At 37.2% G+C, this 18,734-nt stretch carries 7 protein-coding genes; 1 reads left to right on the top strand and 6 read right to left on the bottom strand.

The window, feature by feature from the left end:
- Together F6K23_RS27700 and F6K23_RS27705 are read right to left on the bottom strand one after the other, a co-directional pair.
- A partial coding sequence (locus F6K23_RS27700; RefSeq protein ID WP_293161766.1) for a filamentous hemagglutinin N-terminal domain-containing protein occupies window positions 1-3,778 on the bottom strand: 3,778 nt, incomplete at its 3' end.
- Window positions 3,779-4,320: 542 nt separating this feature from the next.
- On the bottom strand, window positions 4,321-7,293 hold the full coding sequence (locus F6K23_RS27705; protein WP_293161768.1) for a filamentous hemagglutinin N-terminal domain-containing protein: 2,973 nt from the start codon (window positions 7,291-7,293) through the stop codon (window positions 4,321-4,323).
- 1,815 nt (window positions 7,294-9,108) lie between these two features.
- Between F6K23_RS27705 and F6K23_RS27710 the strand changes: the two genes are divergently transcribed.
- Window positions 9,109-9,261 (top strand): hypothetical protein, encoded by a 153-nt coding sequence (locus F6K23_RS27710; RefSeq protein ID WP_293161770.1) that lies wholly within the window; start codon window positions 9,109-9,111, stop codon window positions 9,259-9,261.
- 716 nt (window positions 9,262-9,977) lie between these two features.
- On the opposite strand, the gene F6K23_RS27715 is transcribed toward F6K23_RS27710, so the two are convergent.
- The 4 genes from F6K23_RS27715 to F6K23_RS27730 all read right to left on the bottom strand — a co-directional run bounded on the left by F6K23_RS27715 (window position 9,978) and on the right by F6K23_RS27730 (window position 18,325).
- Entirely contained in the window at window positions 9,978-12,293 is a 2,316-nt protein-coding gene (locus tag F6K23_RS27715; protein WP_367267841.1) for a CHASE2 domain-containing protein, read from the bottom strand.
- A 6-nt stretch (window positions 12,294-12,299) separates the two neighbouring features.
- Window positions 12,300-13,061 carry a DUF928 domain-containing protein gene (locus tag F6K23_RS27720; protein WP_293161772.1) on the bottom strand — a complete coding sequence of 254 codons (762 nt, stop codon included), beginning with the start codon at window positions 13,059-13,061 and terminating at the stop codon, window positions 12,300-12,302.
- 713 nt (window positions 13,062-13,774) lie between these two features.
- On the bottom strand, window positions 13,775-14,626 hold the full coding sequence (locus F6K23_RS27725; RefSeq protein WP_293161774.1) for an SWIM zinc finger family protein: 852 nt from the start codon (window positions 14,624-14,626) through the stop codon (window positions 13,775-13,777).
- 498 nt (window positions 14,627-15,124) lie between these two features.
- Window positions 15,125-18,325: a DEAD/DEAH box helicase gene (locus F6K23_RS27730; protein ID WP_293161776.1), complete on the bottom strand. Its 3,201-nt coding sequence runs from the start codon at window positions 18,323-18,325 to the stop codon at window positions 15,125-15,127.
- Window positions 18,326-18,734 lie beyond the last annotated feature (409 nt).

Here is an 18,734-nt window from a genome sequence, read left to right on the forward strand (position 1 = left end):
AGTAGACGATCACAGGTTGTTGATCATCTCTGATCACAGGACTTGTATACCCGGGTGTTTCTGTTTCCCATTCCACTGTTCCTCTCAATACTGTCAATGGTTGAGTTGGATCTGGTGGTAAACCCCCTCGACCTGTAATTACAAATGAACTACCTTCTTTTTCAGCCTGAGTAGGGGCACATATATTTTTGGCCACTAATGATTGAGCATCTATGACCGTAGCAGATAATCTAACTATTCCTTGAGTGGGGTCTACTTGAGTATTAAGTTCAACTGTGCCATCAATGCCCAAAGTTGAGGTAGCAGTAATTTGGCTATTATGATCAAGAAAGACCCCTTCTGCGTTGATAGAAATATTACCACCTTGACCTTCTACAGCATTAGCACTAATGTTGCTATTGTCAGCCCCAATAAATCGTGCATCAATATTAATATCTCCACCTGTGGCAACCTCTGTAGCGTTGGTGGTAATTGCACTGTTATTTTTTAAATCAATATCTGAAGCTTGTATAGTAATGTTACCCTGGTCTCCAGCTGTAGTTTCCGCACTAAGAGTACCATTGTTGAGTTCAATAGATTGAGCATTAATATTGAGGGAACCCGCTACCCCACGACCAGAACTACTAACAGTAACGATCGCTTGGTCTTCTACTCTTAAATTCGGTGTATTAATATTGATAGACCCAGCATTGCCATTATTAAGGGTACGAGCAGTAATGCTGCTGGGGTCACCAGAAATTGAATTTACTCGAGATAGAGTAATATTTTCAGTGGCACTAACCGTTAAATTTCCTGCCTTACCATCTCCAAAGGTACTAGCGCTGACTTCAGCTCCATCTAGAATTGTCAACCGTTCTGTTTCTATGAATGCGTTGCCTCCATCTCCACTACCTACTCCCAGAGACAAATTTCTTAAATCTTCTACACTAGCAAGAATACTACTAGCAACTCCACCATCTTCAGCACGACCAATGAGTTCAATGTCTGTTGCTCGTACTGTTAAGTCTCCACTACTACCGACACCAGATGTACCCGCTCTGACTTGAGCACCATTTCTTAAACTCAAGCGTTCAGTGTCAACAGTTAAATTTCCCCCGTCACCTGTAGCTCCATCAAACACCGAAGTAAACAAGCTACTAGGAAGTTGACCGCTAGGAATAGTACCACTCATGTCAATTTCTGTTGCTCGTACTGTTAAATCCCCACTTTGACCTACACCAAATGTTCCAGTACCTATTAACCCTCCATCTTCTAACTGTAGACTTTGGGTATGAATTGCTAAATTTCCACCATTTCCTGTTGCTCCGGATAAAACAGTTGTTAACAAACTACTAGGAACTTGGCCGTTTATACCTTGAACTAGAGGAACTAGAGGTGATATTTCTGGCAATAAATTTTCACTGCTAGCATTACCGAATAGCTCTATTTCTTTTGCATTTACTGTAATGTTTCCTCCTTGACCAGAACTGAAAACAGCAGCTTGAACTACTGCTCCGTCTCGTAGTATTAGACGTTGGGTATCTATTGTTAAGTTGCCACCATCCCCCGTAGAACCTAATGCAACTTGACTGTTTATACCACTAGAAAACTGACCATCTGGTGAAATACCCACCGCCTCTATTTCAGTGGCATTAATTTCTATATTTCCTCCCTTACCTTCACTGGAAGTAGATGCTAAAATTGAACCTCCATTTGTCAACATTAGATTTTGAGTATTAATAGTTAAATTTCCTCCATCTCCATTCCTAATTATTACCGCACTCTCATTGCTATCAGCAGTAATGGAACTGTTATTTACCTCAATATCGGTAGCATTAATTTCTATATTTCCACCTTTACCTTCCCCTTGAGTACGAGCGCTAATGGTGGCTCCACCTTCAAGAGTCAGACGGTCTGTTGTAATCAATATTTGGCCTCCGTCACCACTACCAATACCCGATGGATCTATAGGTGATAAGTCTTCAACTGCAGCTTGAATAATGCTAGGTAAGATAAAAAGATCGTTGGCAAAACTACCTTGTAAGTTAATTTCTTTTGCTGTTATGGTTACGTCTCCACTATCTCCTACACCAGACGTACCAGCTCTTACTTGTCCTCCATTTTGTAGAGTTAGAGACTGAGTATCAATAATCAGATTTCCACCTTTACCTGTAGCACCTAATAAAACCGAAGTAAAAAAGCTACTTGGCAGAAAAGCATCTTCAGAAGTACCAATAACTTCTATTTCCCTTGCCTTAACTCCCAGTTCTCCACTATCTCCGACACCAAATGTACCAGTTCCTATTTGCGCTCCGTTGCTTAATACTATGCGTCCGCTATTAACTGTTAATTTGCCACTATTTCCTGTAGCTTCCGGTATAACTAGAGCTAAAATTGCACTGGGAAATTGACCGTTTAGAGATTCTAACAGGAGTTGTTGCTGAGGAACAGTACTTTGAGATACAATAGTACCGGAGGCTTCTATTTCAGTGGCATTGACAGTTAAATTTCCTCCTTGTCCTGCACCAAAAACGTTGGCTGCCAGTTGTCCCCCATTGAAAAGCTTGAGGTTTTGAGTATTAATTGTTAGGTCTCCGCCTTTGCCTGTTGCTCCTGGTAATACATCTGTAAATATGCCACTGAGATTTTGACCATCTGCTGATATACCCATAACCTCTATTTCATTGGCGTTTACTGTCAGCTCTCCGCTTGTACCTGTGCCAAATGTAGCTGTACTTATCTGTCCTCCAGTTGTGAGTATTAAATGTGGAGTATTAGTTGTAATGCTTGCGCCACTGCCAGTTGCAGCAAATCCTACATCAGCGTCCACAAAGCTATCTGTTACTTCTAATAATTCGGAAGATATCAATGAAATGCTACCTCCTGGTTCATTACCTAAAGTATTAGCGATAATAGTTGAACCTGCTGTTATGGCCACTTGTCTACCTTGGAGTTGAATATCACCACTACCTTCTCCACTTACATCTACAACAGCACCATTTTTAATTTGTATATTCTCAAAGTTTTCTACTTCTGAATAATTAAGAGTATAATTATTGGTGTTTTCTAATCTTACTAAACTATTATTTCCAACGCTGCCTATTTCTATTCTTCCTTGTTCTGTTGTCAGTTTTCCACTGTCAATAATTACCCCTCTTCCTATTAATCCTAAAGTTTCTCCAGATGGTACTTGTAGACCAATTTCTTCTGTGGTTGATTGACTGACAATATTTCCTTGACACAGGGGACAGGATGCCCGCGCTACAGAAATTTGATTGAAAAATAGAGCTGAAGGTTCTACTGATAATAAGTTACTATTTTGAGGATTAGTAACACTAAATAATCCATTTTCTCCTAACCTAATTTCGTCAGCTGTTGTCGCAATAAATGAACCACGAATATCTAAGCTGGCATTAGGACCAAAAAATATTCCATTAGGATTGACTAAAAATAAATTTGCTTCTCCCAATACTCCTAATTTTCCTAATATATTGCTAGCATTCTCACCTGTAATTCTAGTTAATATATTTTCAATTCCTGCTGGATTTGTGAAGTAAACACTTCGATTTTCTCCAACGTTAAATTCTTGGAAACTATGAAATAAATTTGAACCTCTAATTGCTCCACCTTCTATCTGTTTTTTTAATTGATCTATGGAGTTAATAACTGAATTTTCTTTCCCTAGTGTTTGGTCGGGAATTATTTGAGTATTTCCCTGATTTTGGCAAAATAAACTAGATACAATCAGCCATATTCCTGATGTTGAACTAAGCAAAATTGGTAGAGATTTTAATTTCATAATTATTATTAAATATTAATCTATTACATCTTTATATCCCACATTCCGCACCATAAAATGTAGTATAGAATAAGGAGTCAGGAGTCAGGAGACAGCAATTCTGGAGAAAATCATAGCTGCCGTGATTGAGTAATAAATCAAGCAAGTATTTATGCGTAAATTTTTTACTCAGAATTTGATGAACGAAAAAAGTAATTGAGATGATTTGCATAGTATAAATACCTGCCAAGCTATGGATTTATATACTACTTTTGATATTACAAGTTGAAGTGCGTACTGTGGGTTATATAAAATGCGGTCATTTATAAATAGGGTTTGCTTATGGAAGTCTTTTTCTTGAGGTAGGGAGTAGGGGGTAGGGAGTAGGGAAAAAAAGATTAATTTTAAAACTGTACCTCACGCTTCCTAAAAAGTGCTGTAAGAGTAATTCTTTGAATGGCAAGACTAGATATTGTCTTTACTTAGATTAACCGAAAAGCACTTTTCTTTCTCCTGACTCCTGAATCCTGACTCCTGACTCCTGAATCCTGACTCCTCCGTCGTTATTCCCCTAATACATAACAACCTGGGTGAATTAATTGTAAACTACCTGTATTTACAGTGGGGGAAGTAGCTGTCAGGATAATATTACCCGATGTATTAATAATCCAACCCTGAGCTTGAAGAATTTCTGGTGATTTTTTACTCTGTTGTCTCTGGTAAACTAATACAGTTTGTTGCTTTATCTCTGATGATGTAGTTTTTTTCGCGCCAGTTTCCCAATCTACTACCCCTCTCAATACTGTTAAAGCTTGAGTAGGATTTGGTGGTAGACCCCCTCGACCTGTAATGACAAAGCTACTGCCTGCTATTCGATTTTGATTTGGCAAACATAGATTTTGTGCTACCACAGACTCCGCATCCACAACTTCAGGAGATAATGTCACCACCCCTTGAGTGGGGTCTACTTGAGTGTTGACATTAATGGTGCCATCAATTCCTAATGCTGAACTAGCAGTCAAATTGCTGCTGTTGTCAAAAAATAATCCCTCAGCTGTAATATTAATATTACCACCTTGACCTTCAACCGCATTAGCATTAATTTGGCTACCATCTCTACCTATAATAAACTTAGTATCAATAGTAATATTACCTCCCGTAGCATCTCCCCTAGCACTGGTAGTAATCGAACTGTTATTTTCTAAACTGATATTTGAGGAGTCAATCGTAATATTACCTTGGTCTCCAGCATTAGTTTCTGCTGCCAGAGTACCATTGTTCAATTCAATTGATGGAGCATTAACATTCAGCGAACCTGCTACACCTTCACCGGAACTACTAACAGTAACTATACCAAGGTCTTCTACCCTGAGTAGGGGTGTATTGAGTATAACTGAACCCGCATCACCATTATCTGTTGCACGAGAAGCGACCGCGCTTTCTGGACTACCGCCGATTTCTATTTCTCTATCAGTTATCATCATTCCCAATTCTTCTCTTTCATTAACATTGGGATCTATACCTGATATCAAGACACGATCACTGGCACTTACTTCTATTGTACCTGCATTACCACTGCCAAAACTAGAGGTAATAACTTGGCCGCCTGCCGTGAGATTTAAAGTGCTGACATTTAGAGAAATATTACCTCCGTCAAAATCACTGTTACTTCTTGCCGTAATTAATGCTCCATTATCAATATTCAGGATAGGAGTAGTAATTTCTATACTACCACCCTCTCCAGTTGCACCTGACTCTGTACCAGCAGTAATAGCACTAGAATCACCAGAAATGGAACTAAACCCAGAGACAGTAATGTTATTATTGGCTCGAATAGCAATGCTTCCTGCTGTTCCATCTGCCTCAGTTACAGCGTCAACTATCCCTCCATCCCGGATGATTAAACTATCAGTTTCAATAGATATGTTGCCACCGTTACCACTACTTCTAGATCCATCTAATTCTTGCACACTAGCAGATATAGTGCTAGGAAAAATACCATCTTCAGAACGGCCAGTTACTTCTATTTCCTTAGCCTTAATATTAAGTTCTCCAGCATCACCTGCACCAATAGTAAAAACGCCTACTAATGCTCCATCCTGTATACTTAAGCTCTGAGTTTCAACGGTGAGGTCACCTCCATCCCCAGTTGATTCTGCTTGAACTGAGGCAAATAATCCGCTACTGAACCCATCCTCTATACCAATAAGTTCAATTTCTTTTGCTCGCACTATTAAGCTTCCTGTCTGACCTTCTTCAAAGGTAGATGTAGCTATTTGAGATCCATCTTTTAAGCTAAGACTTTGAGTCTCAATGGTTAAAGTTCCTCCTTTTCCTGTTGCTACTCTTCCTTCTACCTCTGATGCTTGAACACCACTAGCTATCAAATTGGTCAATAGAAAACCTTCTTCATCTACTCGAAAATCTCTAGCTTCAATATATGTTGCGTGTATTGTTAAGTTTCCAGCATTACCTTCACCAAAAGTTTCTGCTGCAATTAGTGAACCATCCCTGAGAATCAAACGCTGAGTTTCAATATCAATGTTACCCCCATTTGCTGTAGATTCTTCCCTGACATCACTCAAAATATCACTACTAACTACTTCCACTACTTCTGAAGCCGTAATTTCTATATTTCCTCCTGGTTCCGATCCATTCGTACTTCCTGCAATTTCAGAAAGTTCTGTAACAATAATACGTCTGCCTTGAATTGAAATATCACCACCACCCTCATCTCCTCGAGTATCAATAACAGCAGAAACTATATTGACATCTTGAAAATTATCAACCTCTGAATAGTCCAAATCATAACCTTTATCTGTTGGATTTAACCTGACAACAGAGTTATTCCCTATACTCCCTAACTCTACCCTTCCTTGTGGGACTGTGATTATCCCCCCATCTATTTCTACATCTCCTCCTACCAAAGCTAGAGTTTGCTCCCCTTGCAACTCCAAACCCACTTCTTCCTGTATTGATTGATTAATAATTGCTCCTCTAGCTTGAGTCTCCAGTTGATTTGAGAATAAGGCTGAGGGTTCTACTGATAATAAATTACTTGTATGAGGTGCTGTGGCACTGAAGAGTCCATTTTGTCCCAGTCTAATTTCGTTAGCAGTTGTGGCAATAAATGAACCCCGAATATCTAAACTGGCATTAGGCCCAAAGAAAATGCCCTGGGGATTGACCAAAAATAAATTGGCCCCGCCATCTACTCCCAATTTGCCTAAAATACTACTGGGGTTGTTACCTGTAATTCTAGTCAGGATATTTTCTATACCGTTAGGATTGATAAAATAAACGCTTCTACCTTCTCTGATATTAAATTCTTGAAAACTATGGAATAAATTTGAGCCACGAATAGCTCCTCCTTCAATTTGGTCTTTGAGTTGATCGATGGAATTGACAATAGAACTTTCTTCACCAAGGGTGTTATCTGGAACTATCTGAGCATTTGTCTGAGCTTTCCAGTTACTGAAAAAATTCCACAAGAAAAAAGTTAGTGATACTACGAAGAGGGACGAATGGGATTTCACAACTAATTACCAATTTATTTAAGATTTATGATTTTGTAGACAAAACCTATACTATCTAAAATTTCAGTAGGTTGATTCATTAATTGATAATGGATAATGGATAATTGATAGTTACCTCGGGTTTTAACCGCTACGGAATTGAATATCAGGAGATATTATTTCTTTTCTTGGTCGATGGTCGGACAGCGCAGGTTTCGGAGCAATCCCACCCAACGGGGAAGCTGCGAAGAGAGAACTCCGTTCCGCTGACGCGAAACGCGACAGCGTTGCGTTACGCCAGTTTTGCGAAGCAAAAGCAAACGACCGCTGTCTTGATCCATTGGATATGGCGCAGGTTTCGGAGCCATCCCATCCTAACGGACTGCTCCGCAAACGACCGCTTTTTCCCTTATCCAAGGGGAGGCTTCAAGGCGCGAATTATTTAATTATTAATTATTAATTATTAATTATTCGGTAAAGGGCAGCATAACCAAAAAACATAAAAGACGACGGGAGGAAAGTTCCCGGAAGATTTATCCCCTGGTTGAATAACGACGCGCGGGTAATAAAGCGGAGTCAAAGTCTGTTATAATGGTTGGAATATGAGTAAGAACAAGGTTTGTGGCCATGACAAGATCGCGCTTTGCGGTGAGACTCCGGCGGACAGGAGACGGGAAATTAATTTCCTACGACGGCTGAATGCGAGCGCATTCCGCAGGAAAAGCAAGTAATGCAGCACTCAGCAGTTATTTATTGCTCCAATATCTTGAGTAAAACCACTCTGAAAGTAAGCTCACAGCTAAATTTTTGATTTACGCCCAGGAGTCTAGAAGTTTGTTGACAGACTTTAAGCAAATGCGGATTTATGAGGGGCTGCGTGCGGAATTTACTTCCGCACTTTAAACGCCCCGTCCCATTTGCGGTGGATTTCCCACAGAATCCAGGGTGTTTCAACCCCTGGAGATGTCAAAATATGTCCAATTTCTTATACCTTAATTGAGCGATCGCAACCTCAATTAATAAATAGTTGTCCTTTCAAATTTTTTCCAGCAAGAGCGATCAAAAAAGAGGGATATATATTGTTGTAAAATATTTATCTATTCCGGATAGATTGCATATAGTATCGTAGTTATAGATAAGTTCAATTAATTATGGATGGCCCATATTTACCCACTTACAAAGAAGAAGGTTGAAAGCTCCTCGCCTTTAGGTAGGAGATGAAAACAAAGGTGCGGGATTTATTCCGCCGAAGTGATAGAATTAAATGGTGAGGCCTGGGTTCATCTGCACCTGGAACTGTCCTAGCACGGAGAAATCCCGGCATTTAAGAAACAACGGTTGATACAGTCAACGGCAGTATGACTACATCAGTGCAAACAATGGCAGGACAGGAAGTGTACCATTTTGGCATAGTGATAGAACCTCCCGAAAGCTAAAAAAAGTAAGCACAATCTGTATGAGTTAATCTGAATACAAGTGAGTGTTTAGGGGCGTTTTGACTCGTCCCACCCGGATAAATCTCTGGGTAACAGTTAAGAAGAAGCGAGCAATGTGTATTTATACCGTTGCGTAGTATCCTCTGAGAATCCCTGTCTCTTTAGAGCAGGGAAAAGTCAAAGATTGTCAGTAGCTAGTTAATATTACTGAGAATATGAATTTTTTTTTAAATACTCACGCTAATTAGGGTTTTAACTGATTATTAGTGGGATATGATAGAGGTAACGGTAAATTATAAGTTAAAATATAAATACGATATGTAGTTAAATGCTATCTAGCCTAGTATACAACAGTATATAAACCTAGATTAAGTTAGAAGAGTTACTTAGGAGAAGGACAATGACAGATAAACAAAAAAAACCAAACCCAACACGAGAAAGTACATGGAAAAAGACTACTGCTGACAAGCCGCCAACATTGGAAAAGCTAACTGACAAGGATTTAGATTCTGTAGCTGGTGGTGGTAGTCGTCGTGGTCGTCGTGGTCGTTAATTAATGTAGTGCCTAATATCCCTGTGTGTGGTCATTTAAGTAATGACAGTAGTAGTGCAATTGATCACAGAAATTTAGTATTAACTGTAGGTATACCACTAAGAGTAAAAAAATGACATACCATCTTATTCTACCTAAAAAAATCTCATCTTTTTAAAGATAGCGATTACTAACTAGAATATCTAGAGACGCAACTATTAACCAAAAACCTTGTTAAACCTATCCATTTCCTTGATTTTTTAGTGCCCAAAATCTCAAAAATAGTCCTAAATCTGGTACAATGTAGGAAACAATGCCTTTTGGAAACAGTTCGGTAGATTTTAGCTGCCAGGCGAAGTTAGCTCGGATACCAGCACTACCCTTCTGAAAACAATTCTTCTGTTATCACTCGTAGAAGAAAGGTCTCGGACGCGCTAGTCCTTTAAGGATTAGCTTTGCGGGCAACAGCCTTTACCGTTACGGTAATGCCATACTATTATTAGAGATGTTCAGTGATGAATAGATTTGATAAGGTTAAATGTTGCACCTAATGTAATCAGCTATCTTTTAATAATTTCAAAGTTTAATAATAACTACTACAGCTAGAGTTGAAAATTTTCCTCTAGCCTGTTTTATGTGTGTTAACTCAAATTATAGCTCTACTTTTGTCAATTTTGGGCTTCATTCTTCAAGCCTACCTAATAATTACTTCCACTATCCCAGTATAACACCAAATTCTATCGCTGTAAAGAAGATTGATATAAACTATCAAGTTGTTCTATAACAGACTGAGGTTTGAAAGTAAAACGGATGTAAAAAGTCTTTGAAGCTTCTTTTACTTTTAAGACCTTTCCATAAATATGCTCGCTCATAAACGATTTATTGTTAGGATTTAATAAATTAAGCTGGATATTACTATGAGCTAATGGTAGTGAATCTTCTGAAGCATATCTGTTAATCTCTATCTCTGCTCCTCTGTGAGAAAGCTTAACTAATTTTCCCTTAAACACAGTATCACTAATATGTTTACCTTCTACAATTAAATAAAAAATAGGAATTGGTTGCTCTATAGGTAATAGAATTTCCTTTTCTTTCGGCAAAGAAAGATTATATTTACCACTAATTCCTCCCACTTCATAAATATTAATTGGATTACTAATACCTTTAGGCTTAATTTCCTTCGTACTATCTATCCTTAATTGTGAGGTACCGACCGCTGCCCTAGTAGCATTAGAAATCAGAATTTGATTTCCAGTGGCATAGCTTTCTATTCGAAAAGCCAAATTAACTTCCCAACCAATAGCAGTATATTCAGTATGTTCTTCAGAGCCAATATTTCCTACTACAGCATCCCCTGTATGAATACCAATACCCATTTCTAAAGTTGGCAACCCTAGAACTTTGATTTTTTGATTAATAGATTTCATTTCTAACTGCATTGCCAATGCACAGGCCACAGCCCTCTGCGCATCATCTTCCCTAGGTATGGGAGCGCCGAATAAAACCATTATTCCATCACCAAGTAGCTTGTCAATACTACCACCATATTTAGTGATGATTTTTAATATATCTTTGAGATAAATATTAATAATTTCTACAACACTTTCTGGGGATAGTTGCTCAGAAAAGGCCGTAAACCCTCTTAAATCAGAAGTTAATACAGTTATACATTGCCTCTTACCTCCTATTTTTAAACCCTCTTTACTTTCCAATAAATTCTTGACTATTTCATTGGAGTGATAACGAGCAAAAGTTTTTCTAATCAGACTAGCAGTGCCAGCAACATAACCTGTAATGGCAAATGAAGAAACTACTATTGCTAATAAAGGAGGCACTACAGGAAGCCACCATCCCCAAATAAACATAATATAAGTGCTAATAAAAATGATTGCAGTTTCTAGGGTTAGGTGCTTCAATAAAGTTAGTGACAAGAATTTTTTTGTTTGATTTCGCCACTGCCATGTAACTGTGGTTCCAACTCCAGACCAGATAAAAATCCATAACCATTCCTGGGGTTCAGACCAAGTTTTGATTAAGGGGCGTTCATTTAGGGCAGCACTAATAATTTGACTAATAAAATTTGCTTGTAGTTCTACTCCTGTCATTGGTCTTGGTAGAGCTAACAAATGACTACTATAGGGTGTATAGAATAGATCATTGAAGCTTTCTCCTACTGCTCCAATCAGAATTATGCGATCGCGTCCCCAGTCTGGAGGGACTTGGTTGTCAAGAATATCTGTCAGAGAAACTTTTTCAAAATGGCCACTTGGCCCTCGATAGTTAATTAATAACTGATATCCACGGGCATCGGTTCTCACATAACCACCTTCATTTTGTTGAAAAGGAGGGAAAATCTGATTTCCCACGCGCCAGTGATCGGTTCCCTCTACTATTTCTGCTGTAATATTTTCCTTTTCTAAATAAAGCAATGCTAAATGCAGGCCAAAACTATAAATAATTTCCCCATATTGATTATCTAAATAAAATAAGCCTCGCCGAGTTCTATTATCTGCATCGATAGGCGTATCATTTGCTCCTGCTTGTCCTTTTTCTTGTAAAACAGATGGTGGTCCTACTCCTTCTCCTCTATCATCCTCTACTACTTTTTGGATGCCAACTAGATTAGGAGTATTTTGAAATACTTTAACTAATTCTCGATCACCAGGGGGTACAGGTAAATTTCGGTAAAGATCTAAACCAATAGCTCTGGGTTCCATTGCTTTGAGTTTTTTGAGCACCTTGGCCAGAGTTTCATCAGGAATTATTCCCTGACCTACTCTGAGTATATCCGCTTCATCAATACCAACAATTACGATACGTTTGTCCCTTGGAGGTAAAGGTCTATTTCTCATATAGAAGTCGTATGTACCCAACTCCCATAGCTGTAATATTCCAGTTAAGCGTAGTAATATTACCAATATAGTTACGCAGGGAGCAGTTATCCACACCCCGCGCCACTGCCAAATTAATGATGTAGCTGTTGATCCACGAGAATCATAATGAGATTTCACTAATGGTTTCTCAATATGTTTAACTTTTAGGTAATCTAACAATTTATACTATCTTTGAGCAGGTTGTATTTCCTGACAACAGTCAAAGATTTTACTATCAGCATAGTCCTCTAACCCAACTGATTTTAACAGTTCTTTCCAGGCATTAGGATAAGCAACACGAGATTTTTCTAAAGTTGTAATTGTTTCGCTCCAAACTGATGATTCAGCATAGAGTTTAGCTTGCTCTAGTGGTTTTTCCTGCAGTTCTTTTAATTTAGCTTCTATTTCTGGCTTGAGAGGAGTACGTCTTAGCCATCCATTAATATAATAATCTAAAGCACGCTCCTCTGGATCGCAAATTATGCCAAAGTGCCAAACATAAGTGTTATTAGTTTCTAATTCAACTGTTTTTGGCAAACTTACTTTGACAATTCCAGGGGACTCAGGCAGAGATACACCTACTTTATATATTGGTTCTCTGATTCTATTTGTCCAATCAAATAAAGCAAATTCTGCCTTCCGTTTACTACTTTGAGGAACATAAAGGTAAACAGTTGGGTTAGGACTAACTGTTGTACCAATATTATTTTCTGGTACTACAGCAGTGAGGTTGCTTAATTCTTGCTGAATTATTGGATTACAAGGACCGCGAGACCCAGCTCCTCTAGTTCTCGATGGCGCACCTCTTGAAGTTGTTGGTGGAAATGTTACTGCCTGTAATTGTGGGCTTGATTCCACCTTAGTTTTTGCAGTTTGAGGGTGATTGACTGGAGGAGCTGAAACTAAAAGACCTACTAAAGAAAGTCCTAAAAAGTTTCGTACAAACATGATAAAGAATCACCACCGTATAAACTCAAGTTATATAGCTATTGGTATTTTTAGCTATTCTATTTTATTATAACATATAGTTTTTTTTCATTGTCGATAATTAATAGAAAAACGAACTTACAATTAAGTTTGTATAGAATGATTAAGAAAAAAAGGGAACTGCTAATTATTTAGGGATGGTAGTTAAAAAATTCAGACTTTTAGTATGGCTAGACAGAGTTTTATTCTCGCGTTTTCAAACTATAATTTTGATTCTTGAGTTTTAGCAAAAACCATCTTATTACTTTTGAATATTCACGATTATCTGTTCACATTTAATCAGATGCAGATGTTATACCAAGCGTGATAAATGTTTGCTACCAATATTAAGGTTGTTTCTAGTAGTTAGTAGTTAGTAGGAATAGTTTCAAGATCATTTTTTATTGTAAAAAAATCCATTTTTATCAAAGATAAATCTTACTTAAAGCATTTTGTTGCGCCAATTATTTGTAACATTTTTTTTCACGCTTTTTATTAGATTATATTCACTCTAATCGAAAACATACTGTAGATTTTTTTTGCAGAAAATTAACGTTTAAAGCCTCTCCTTTAAAGGAGTAAACAAGCGGTAGTTAGTGTAGCTTCCTCGCCATATCCAATCAAACAAGAGAAGAAAAATTTTTCATTATTAATCTATCCGCTTTCAAGGAGAGGTAATTATTAATTATTAATTGTTAATTATTAATTGTTGAACTATCTTCTCCCTGGTTTAAGGCTGTTATTACTGCCTGCTGACTAATATTTTGATAAACTTTCTTAAAATAATCCTTGATAGTATCAGCAGATTTACCCAAAGGAAGAGGTCCTAAAACATCTAAAACGGTCTCATTACTTGGGGGTGGTGTAATTACTACTAGGGAAGAATCTAGCTGTTTATCGTATTCCCAAAATTGCTCAAAATTTGTATATTCTTGAGTTGCTGAAGTTGGAGTTTTTTGCGTTTTTTCTGTTGTAATTTTTTCTTTTATTGTGGAATTTTCATCTTCACTTTGACCGCGTTTTTGGCGTAGAACTTCTAATATTTTTTCTTTGCTACGACCGCGTAATTGAAACAATAAAAATGGATCGTCACTAAAGCGATCGCCTAATATATAATAAACTGCTGCAATATGTTTACAAACTCTAGCTTTATCAGGGCAGTCACATTTAGCATGGATATCGTCTAAGGTAAATGGAAATAGTCTTAAACCATTAGCAGCAAAAACTTCTTCTATATTTTGAGGCATTTCTCCTGCTAATAATTTGGCAGTAAAAATTGCTCTTTGTGACATTGTTTCAATAACATAATTCCAGTCTTCATCACTAAAAGTATCTAACCATAATGATTGTTTATATGGTTCTGGAGCTGTCCCTTGAACTTGGGAAATAATTTCTTTGTCTTTAAATTCTAGACTCAGAACGTTTCCTTGTCTGGCATAATTTCTTGCTCTTTCTAATCGCTTTTTGTATCTATAGGAATTTAACAAGTCTATCCATTGTTGAGTCCACCATTCTTTATCACTTTGTGAGTTGTTGTAGTTAGTCATTTTTTTTATTAGGAAGTAAGAGGGAAGAAGGAAGAAGGAAGAAGGAAGAAGGAAGAAATTAAGTCTCAAATTTGATGAGTAAGTAGGAAGTAAGAAGGAATAAAGAATAAGTTAAACCTCAAATTCGATAACTGGCTAAGTACTTATACTATATATGTGGGTGCATCTCAATTTTGAATAAAGCCAAAAATTTATTGCTTTTAGGGAGCAGGCAACAGGGAATAGGGAATATATAAGAAAAAAGTATTTTTGCAAATATGAGATGCACTCATATATATCTACTATTATCTACTATATAGATCGTTTTCATTGACTTTTCTCAAGAGTCAAATTCTCAGGAAAATATTCAGCATAGATACTTAATTATTTACTCCTGTACGGGCGTTTTGCTCTGCAACATATAAAGCAGCAGCTCTACGTTAGCAAAGAGAAAAAATCCTTTGCTCCAATCCTCTTATTTATAAGAAGAGGTAATTCTAAATTCGCGCATTCTAAATTCTAAATTCCTGAATCTTCTTCAATTACTTTATTTCTATCAAGTATTAATAAATTTCTCAACTGGTCTGTATCTAGTTCAGTTAACCATTGTTCTCCTGCACCTACTACTTGTTCTGCTAGTTCTTTTTTACTTTCAATTAAGTCGTGTATTTTTTCTTCTAAAGTTCCGGTACAGACAAATTTATGTACCTGAACATTCCGGGTTTGACCAATTCTAAATACCCGGTCTGTAGCCTGATTTTCTACTGCTGGGTTCCACCATCTATCAAAGTGAAAAACATGATTAGCACGAGTTAAATTTAAACCAGTACCTCCCGCTTTTAAAGAAAGAATCATTACTGGTGGACCTTGAGGGTCTTGTTGGAATCTGTCTACCATTTCTTCTCTTTTATTTTTGCGAGTTGCTCCATATAAAAATGATACTTCTCTGCCTAATTTTTCTTGCAGATAAGGTTGTAAAATTTTTCCCCATTCGGCAAATTGAGTAAAAATAATAGCTCTTTCTGTTTCTGAAATTATTTCTTCTAACATGGCAGATAAACGTTGTAGTTTTCCTGAGTTTTTATCGCTAATTTCTACTTTTTTTCTACTGCCTTTTTTGATTTGTAGAAGTACGGGATGATTACAAAGTTGTTTGAGTTTTACTAATAGGGCTAAAACTTTACCTTTTCGCTGAATACCATCGGCAGCTTCAATTTCTGCTAAAGAAGTTTCAACTATGTCTTGATAAAGTTTTGCTTGGTCATTTGCTAATGGGCAAAAGATAGTATTTTCTTGTTTTTCTGGCAAGTCTTGAATAATATCTTTGTCAGTTTTTAGCCGACGTAGAATAAATGGTTGAACCAGAGAACGCAAAGTTTGTAATGAATTTGTATCTCCATATTTTTCAATAGGAATAGCAAAGCGACGTTGGAAAAATTGTTTTTTTCCTAAATATCCAGGGTTCAAAAAATCTAAAATTGACCATAATTCTGAAAGGCGATTTTCTACGGGAGTTCCTGTTAAACCAATTCTAAAGGATGCTTCTAATTTTCTCACAGCTTGAGATTGTTTTGCCTCTGGATTTTTGATATTTTGAGCTTCATCAACTATTACTGCCTGCCATTTTATTGTCTGTAATGTTTTTTCATCTCGATACAATAAAGCGTAACTGGTAATTGCTAAATGTTTGTCTTTAATTACTTTGAGAAACTCTTTACCTTTGGCACGTTTATCGCCATGATGTACCATTACTTTTAAGGTTGGTCCGAATTTTTTAACTTCTCGTTCCCAGTTCCCTAATACTGAAGTAGGGCATACTAATAATGTGGGTGCTTCTAGTAATTCTTGTTCTTGTTGATTGAGAAGAAACGCTATTGTTTGAATGGTCTTACCGAGACCCATGTCATCTGCCAAACAAGCACCCAAACCCCAACGTTCCAAAAATGTTAACCAACTTACGCCCCGTGCTTGATAAGGACGTAGTTCACCCTGAAAATTCTTCGGAGTTGGAATTTCCTCTAAAGAACGATTATTCGTCAAAGTGTCCAGAAGTTCTTGGAGTTGACCGCCAGCTTCAAAATTAACGACGGGTAACTTTTCCATAACTTGAGTGTCTCCAGTGGCCAATCGCAAAGCATCTTCTAAAGATAAGGCCATTTCGTCTTGACGACTGGCAAAGAAATTTTGGGCTGCCCGGATATCTTGGGGTTGCAGTTCGACCCACTCGCCGTTAATTTCTACTAAGGGACTATCTTTTGCCACTAATTGGTTAAATTCGGCTTTGGTTAATTTCTGACCTCCGATGGACAATTCCCACTGGAAATTAAGGAGACTTTTTAAGCCTAGTCTTTCAGTTTTTTTAATTTTTGGAGCTTGGGCACGAATACTTAGACCTAAGCGAGAAGCCCATCCTTCTCTATTAGCTAAACTAGGTGGTAGAATTACTCCTAAACCACTGTCTGTAAACCGCCAACTCCCACTTTTAATAAATTCATAAGCTTGGTGTGGAGTTAATTGACAATTTTGGGGAGTTGCTTGTTGTAAACTAGGTTCAATAGTTGGATAAATTCTTGATGCTAAACCCAAGCCACTTAGCAGTGTTTCTTGAGGAAATTTAATTGTTCGTCCTTGATAGTTGAAGTTTTCTACAGGATTTTTCCAAATTGTCTTGGCATCGACTAGAAATTCTGGCTCGTCTATTGCTTGAAGACAATATTCTAGAGTCCAGTTTTTAGAGTTTTGGGATGGTGAGTGAAGGTAAAAACAGGTAGTGAATTTATTTTCTGTAGTTTGATATTGTTGGAGTGGTGATTGCCAATGATCGAGTATTTTGCTAATTTGCTGTGTTTCTTTAGTGGCAGGTAATTTTAAAGTTGATTTTGCTGATAAGGATTTTAACCATTGTTTAATTGCGGGATTTAATGAGGCAATTTCTGTTTGAGATATTTCGGATGATATTTGTCTAATTTGTGAGTCTATTGTTTTTTGCAAGAAATCTTGGAGTAGTTCTTGACTTGCTCTGAGGTTTGGTAATCTTGAAGTGTTATTTTTGGGGATTATTTGTAAATTTTCTAAGGAATCTAAGGAAATAGGTGACTGCCAATCTAGTTGATATGTGCGACAAACAAGAGGCATTTGTAGGGTAAAATTTTTCAGTCGATTTTGGTCTGTAGCACTATCAAGTAAGGGTTGCCAAATAGCAAAACTTTGTTCATTTGATTGTTGTTCAATAGTTGGTAAAAATTTACATCTTGCTAATAAGTCAAGATTCCATCTAGCAACATGAGACCAAAACCTTAAATCTGCCCCCATGAAAGATTCAGCGATGTTGCCCAAAGGAAAAGAGCGTAAAAATTCTATTGCTTGTATAGGGTCTAGGCAAATTCCTTCTATTTGCCAGGGATAAAGATATAACTTTTCTGTGGTTTCTGAGAAATTAGTGGCAGAATGAAGTGGATATAGTTTTTGACTAGATTCTAATGATTTTGTGGGAAGAGCTAAGGTTTGGTTTGTTGTGATTTTCTGATTTTTTAAAGAAATATCGGTCTTTTCCTGGAATAGCTTCAAAAGTTCATTTCCAGTTATTGCATAAGGATTATTAGTGATTTTTCCTGTTTCACCAGCGTCATCTTCTGTAATTCTGCACCAAATCTCTCCCCAAACAAATAAATAACTTTCTTGTTCAGACTGAGCAAACCAAAAACCATGTAAAATCGCCATATTAAATATCTATCAAAAAGGTTATATTTCAACAATTAATAATTAATAATTAATCATTAATAATTACCTCTCCTTAAAAAGAAGAGGATTGACTAAAAGGAAAACTAATTCATTATTTCTCCTTTAAAGGAGAGGCTTTAAACCTTAATTATTCGGTAAGCATTTCCTGCGGAATGCGGAGCTAACAGCTAGAGGTACTGAGAACTGAGAACTGAGAACTGAGAACTGAAATAACCTTCCTCAAAATTAATAGCTGAAGTCCGCAGTTCCGACCTTATGAGGCTAGCTAATAGCTGAAGTTGTGAATACTTACGGTTATATTTTGATTACTAATCTTTTCTATAGAACTTACGCAGATACGCTATATATAGTACTCATAACTATTGTCCAATAGTTACTGAACTCTATA

The sequence above is a fragment of the Okeania sp. SIO2C9 genome (genome assembly GCF_010672455.1).
Classification (GTDB): Bacteria; Cyanobacteriota; Cyanobacteriia; order Cyanobacteriales; family Microcoleaceae; genus Okeania.

What these genes read in the sequence shown, in the direction of transcription:
- F6K23_RS27730 (WP_293161776.1), bottom strand. Translation starts at nt 18,325, where the DNA reads ATGGCGATTTTACATGGTTTTTGGTTTGCTCAGTCTGAACAAGAAAGT.
- F6K23_RS27710 (WP_293161770.1), top strand. Translation starts at nt 9,109, where the DNA reads ATGACAGATAAACAAAAAAAACCAAACCCAACACGAGAAAGTACATGG.
- F6K23_RS27720 (WP_293161772.1), bottom strand. Translation starts at nt 13,061, where the DNA reads ATGTTTGTACGAAACTTTTTAGGACTTTCTTTAGTAGGTCTTTTAGTT.
- F6K23_RS27725 (WP_293161774.1), bottom strand. Translation starts at nt 14,626, where the DNA reads ATGACTAACTACAACAACTCACAAAGTGATAAAGAATGGTGGACTCAA.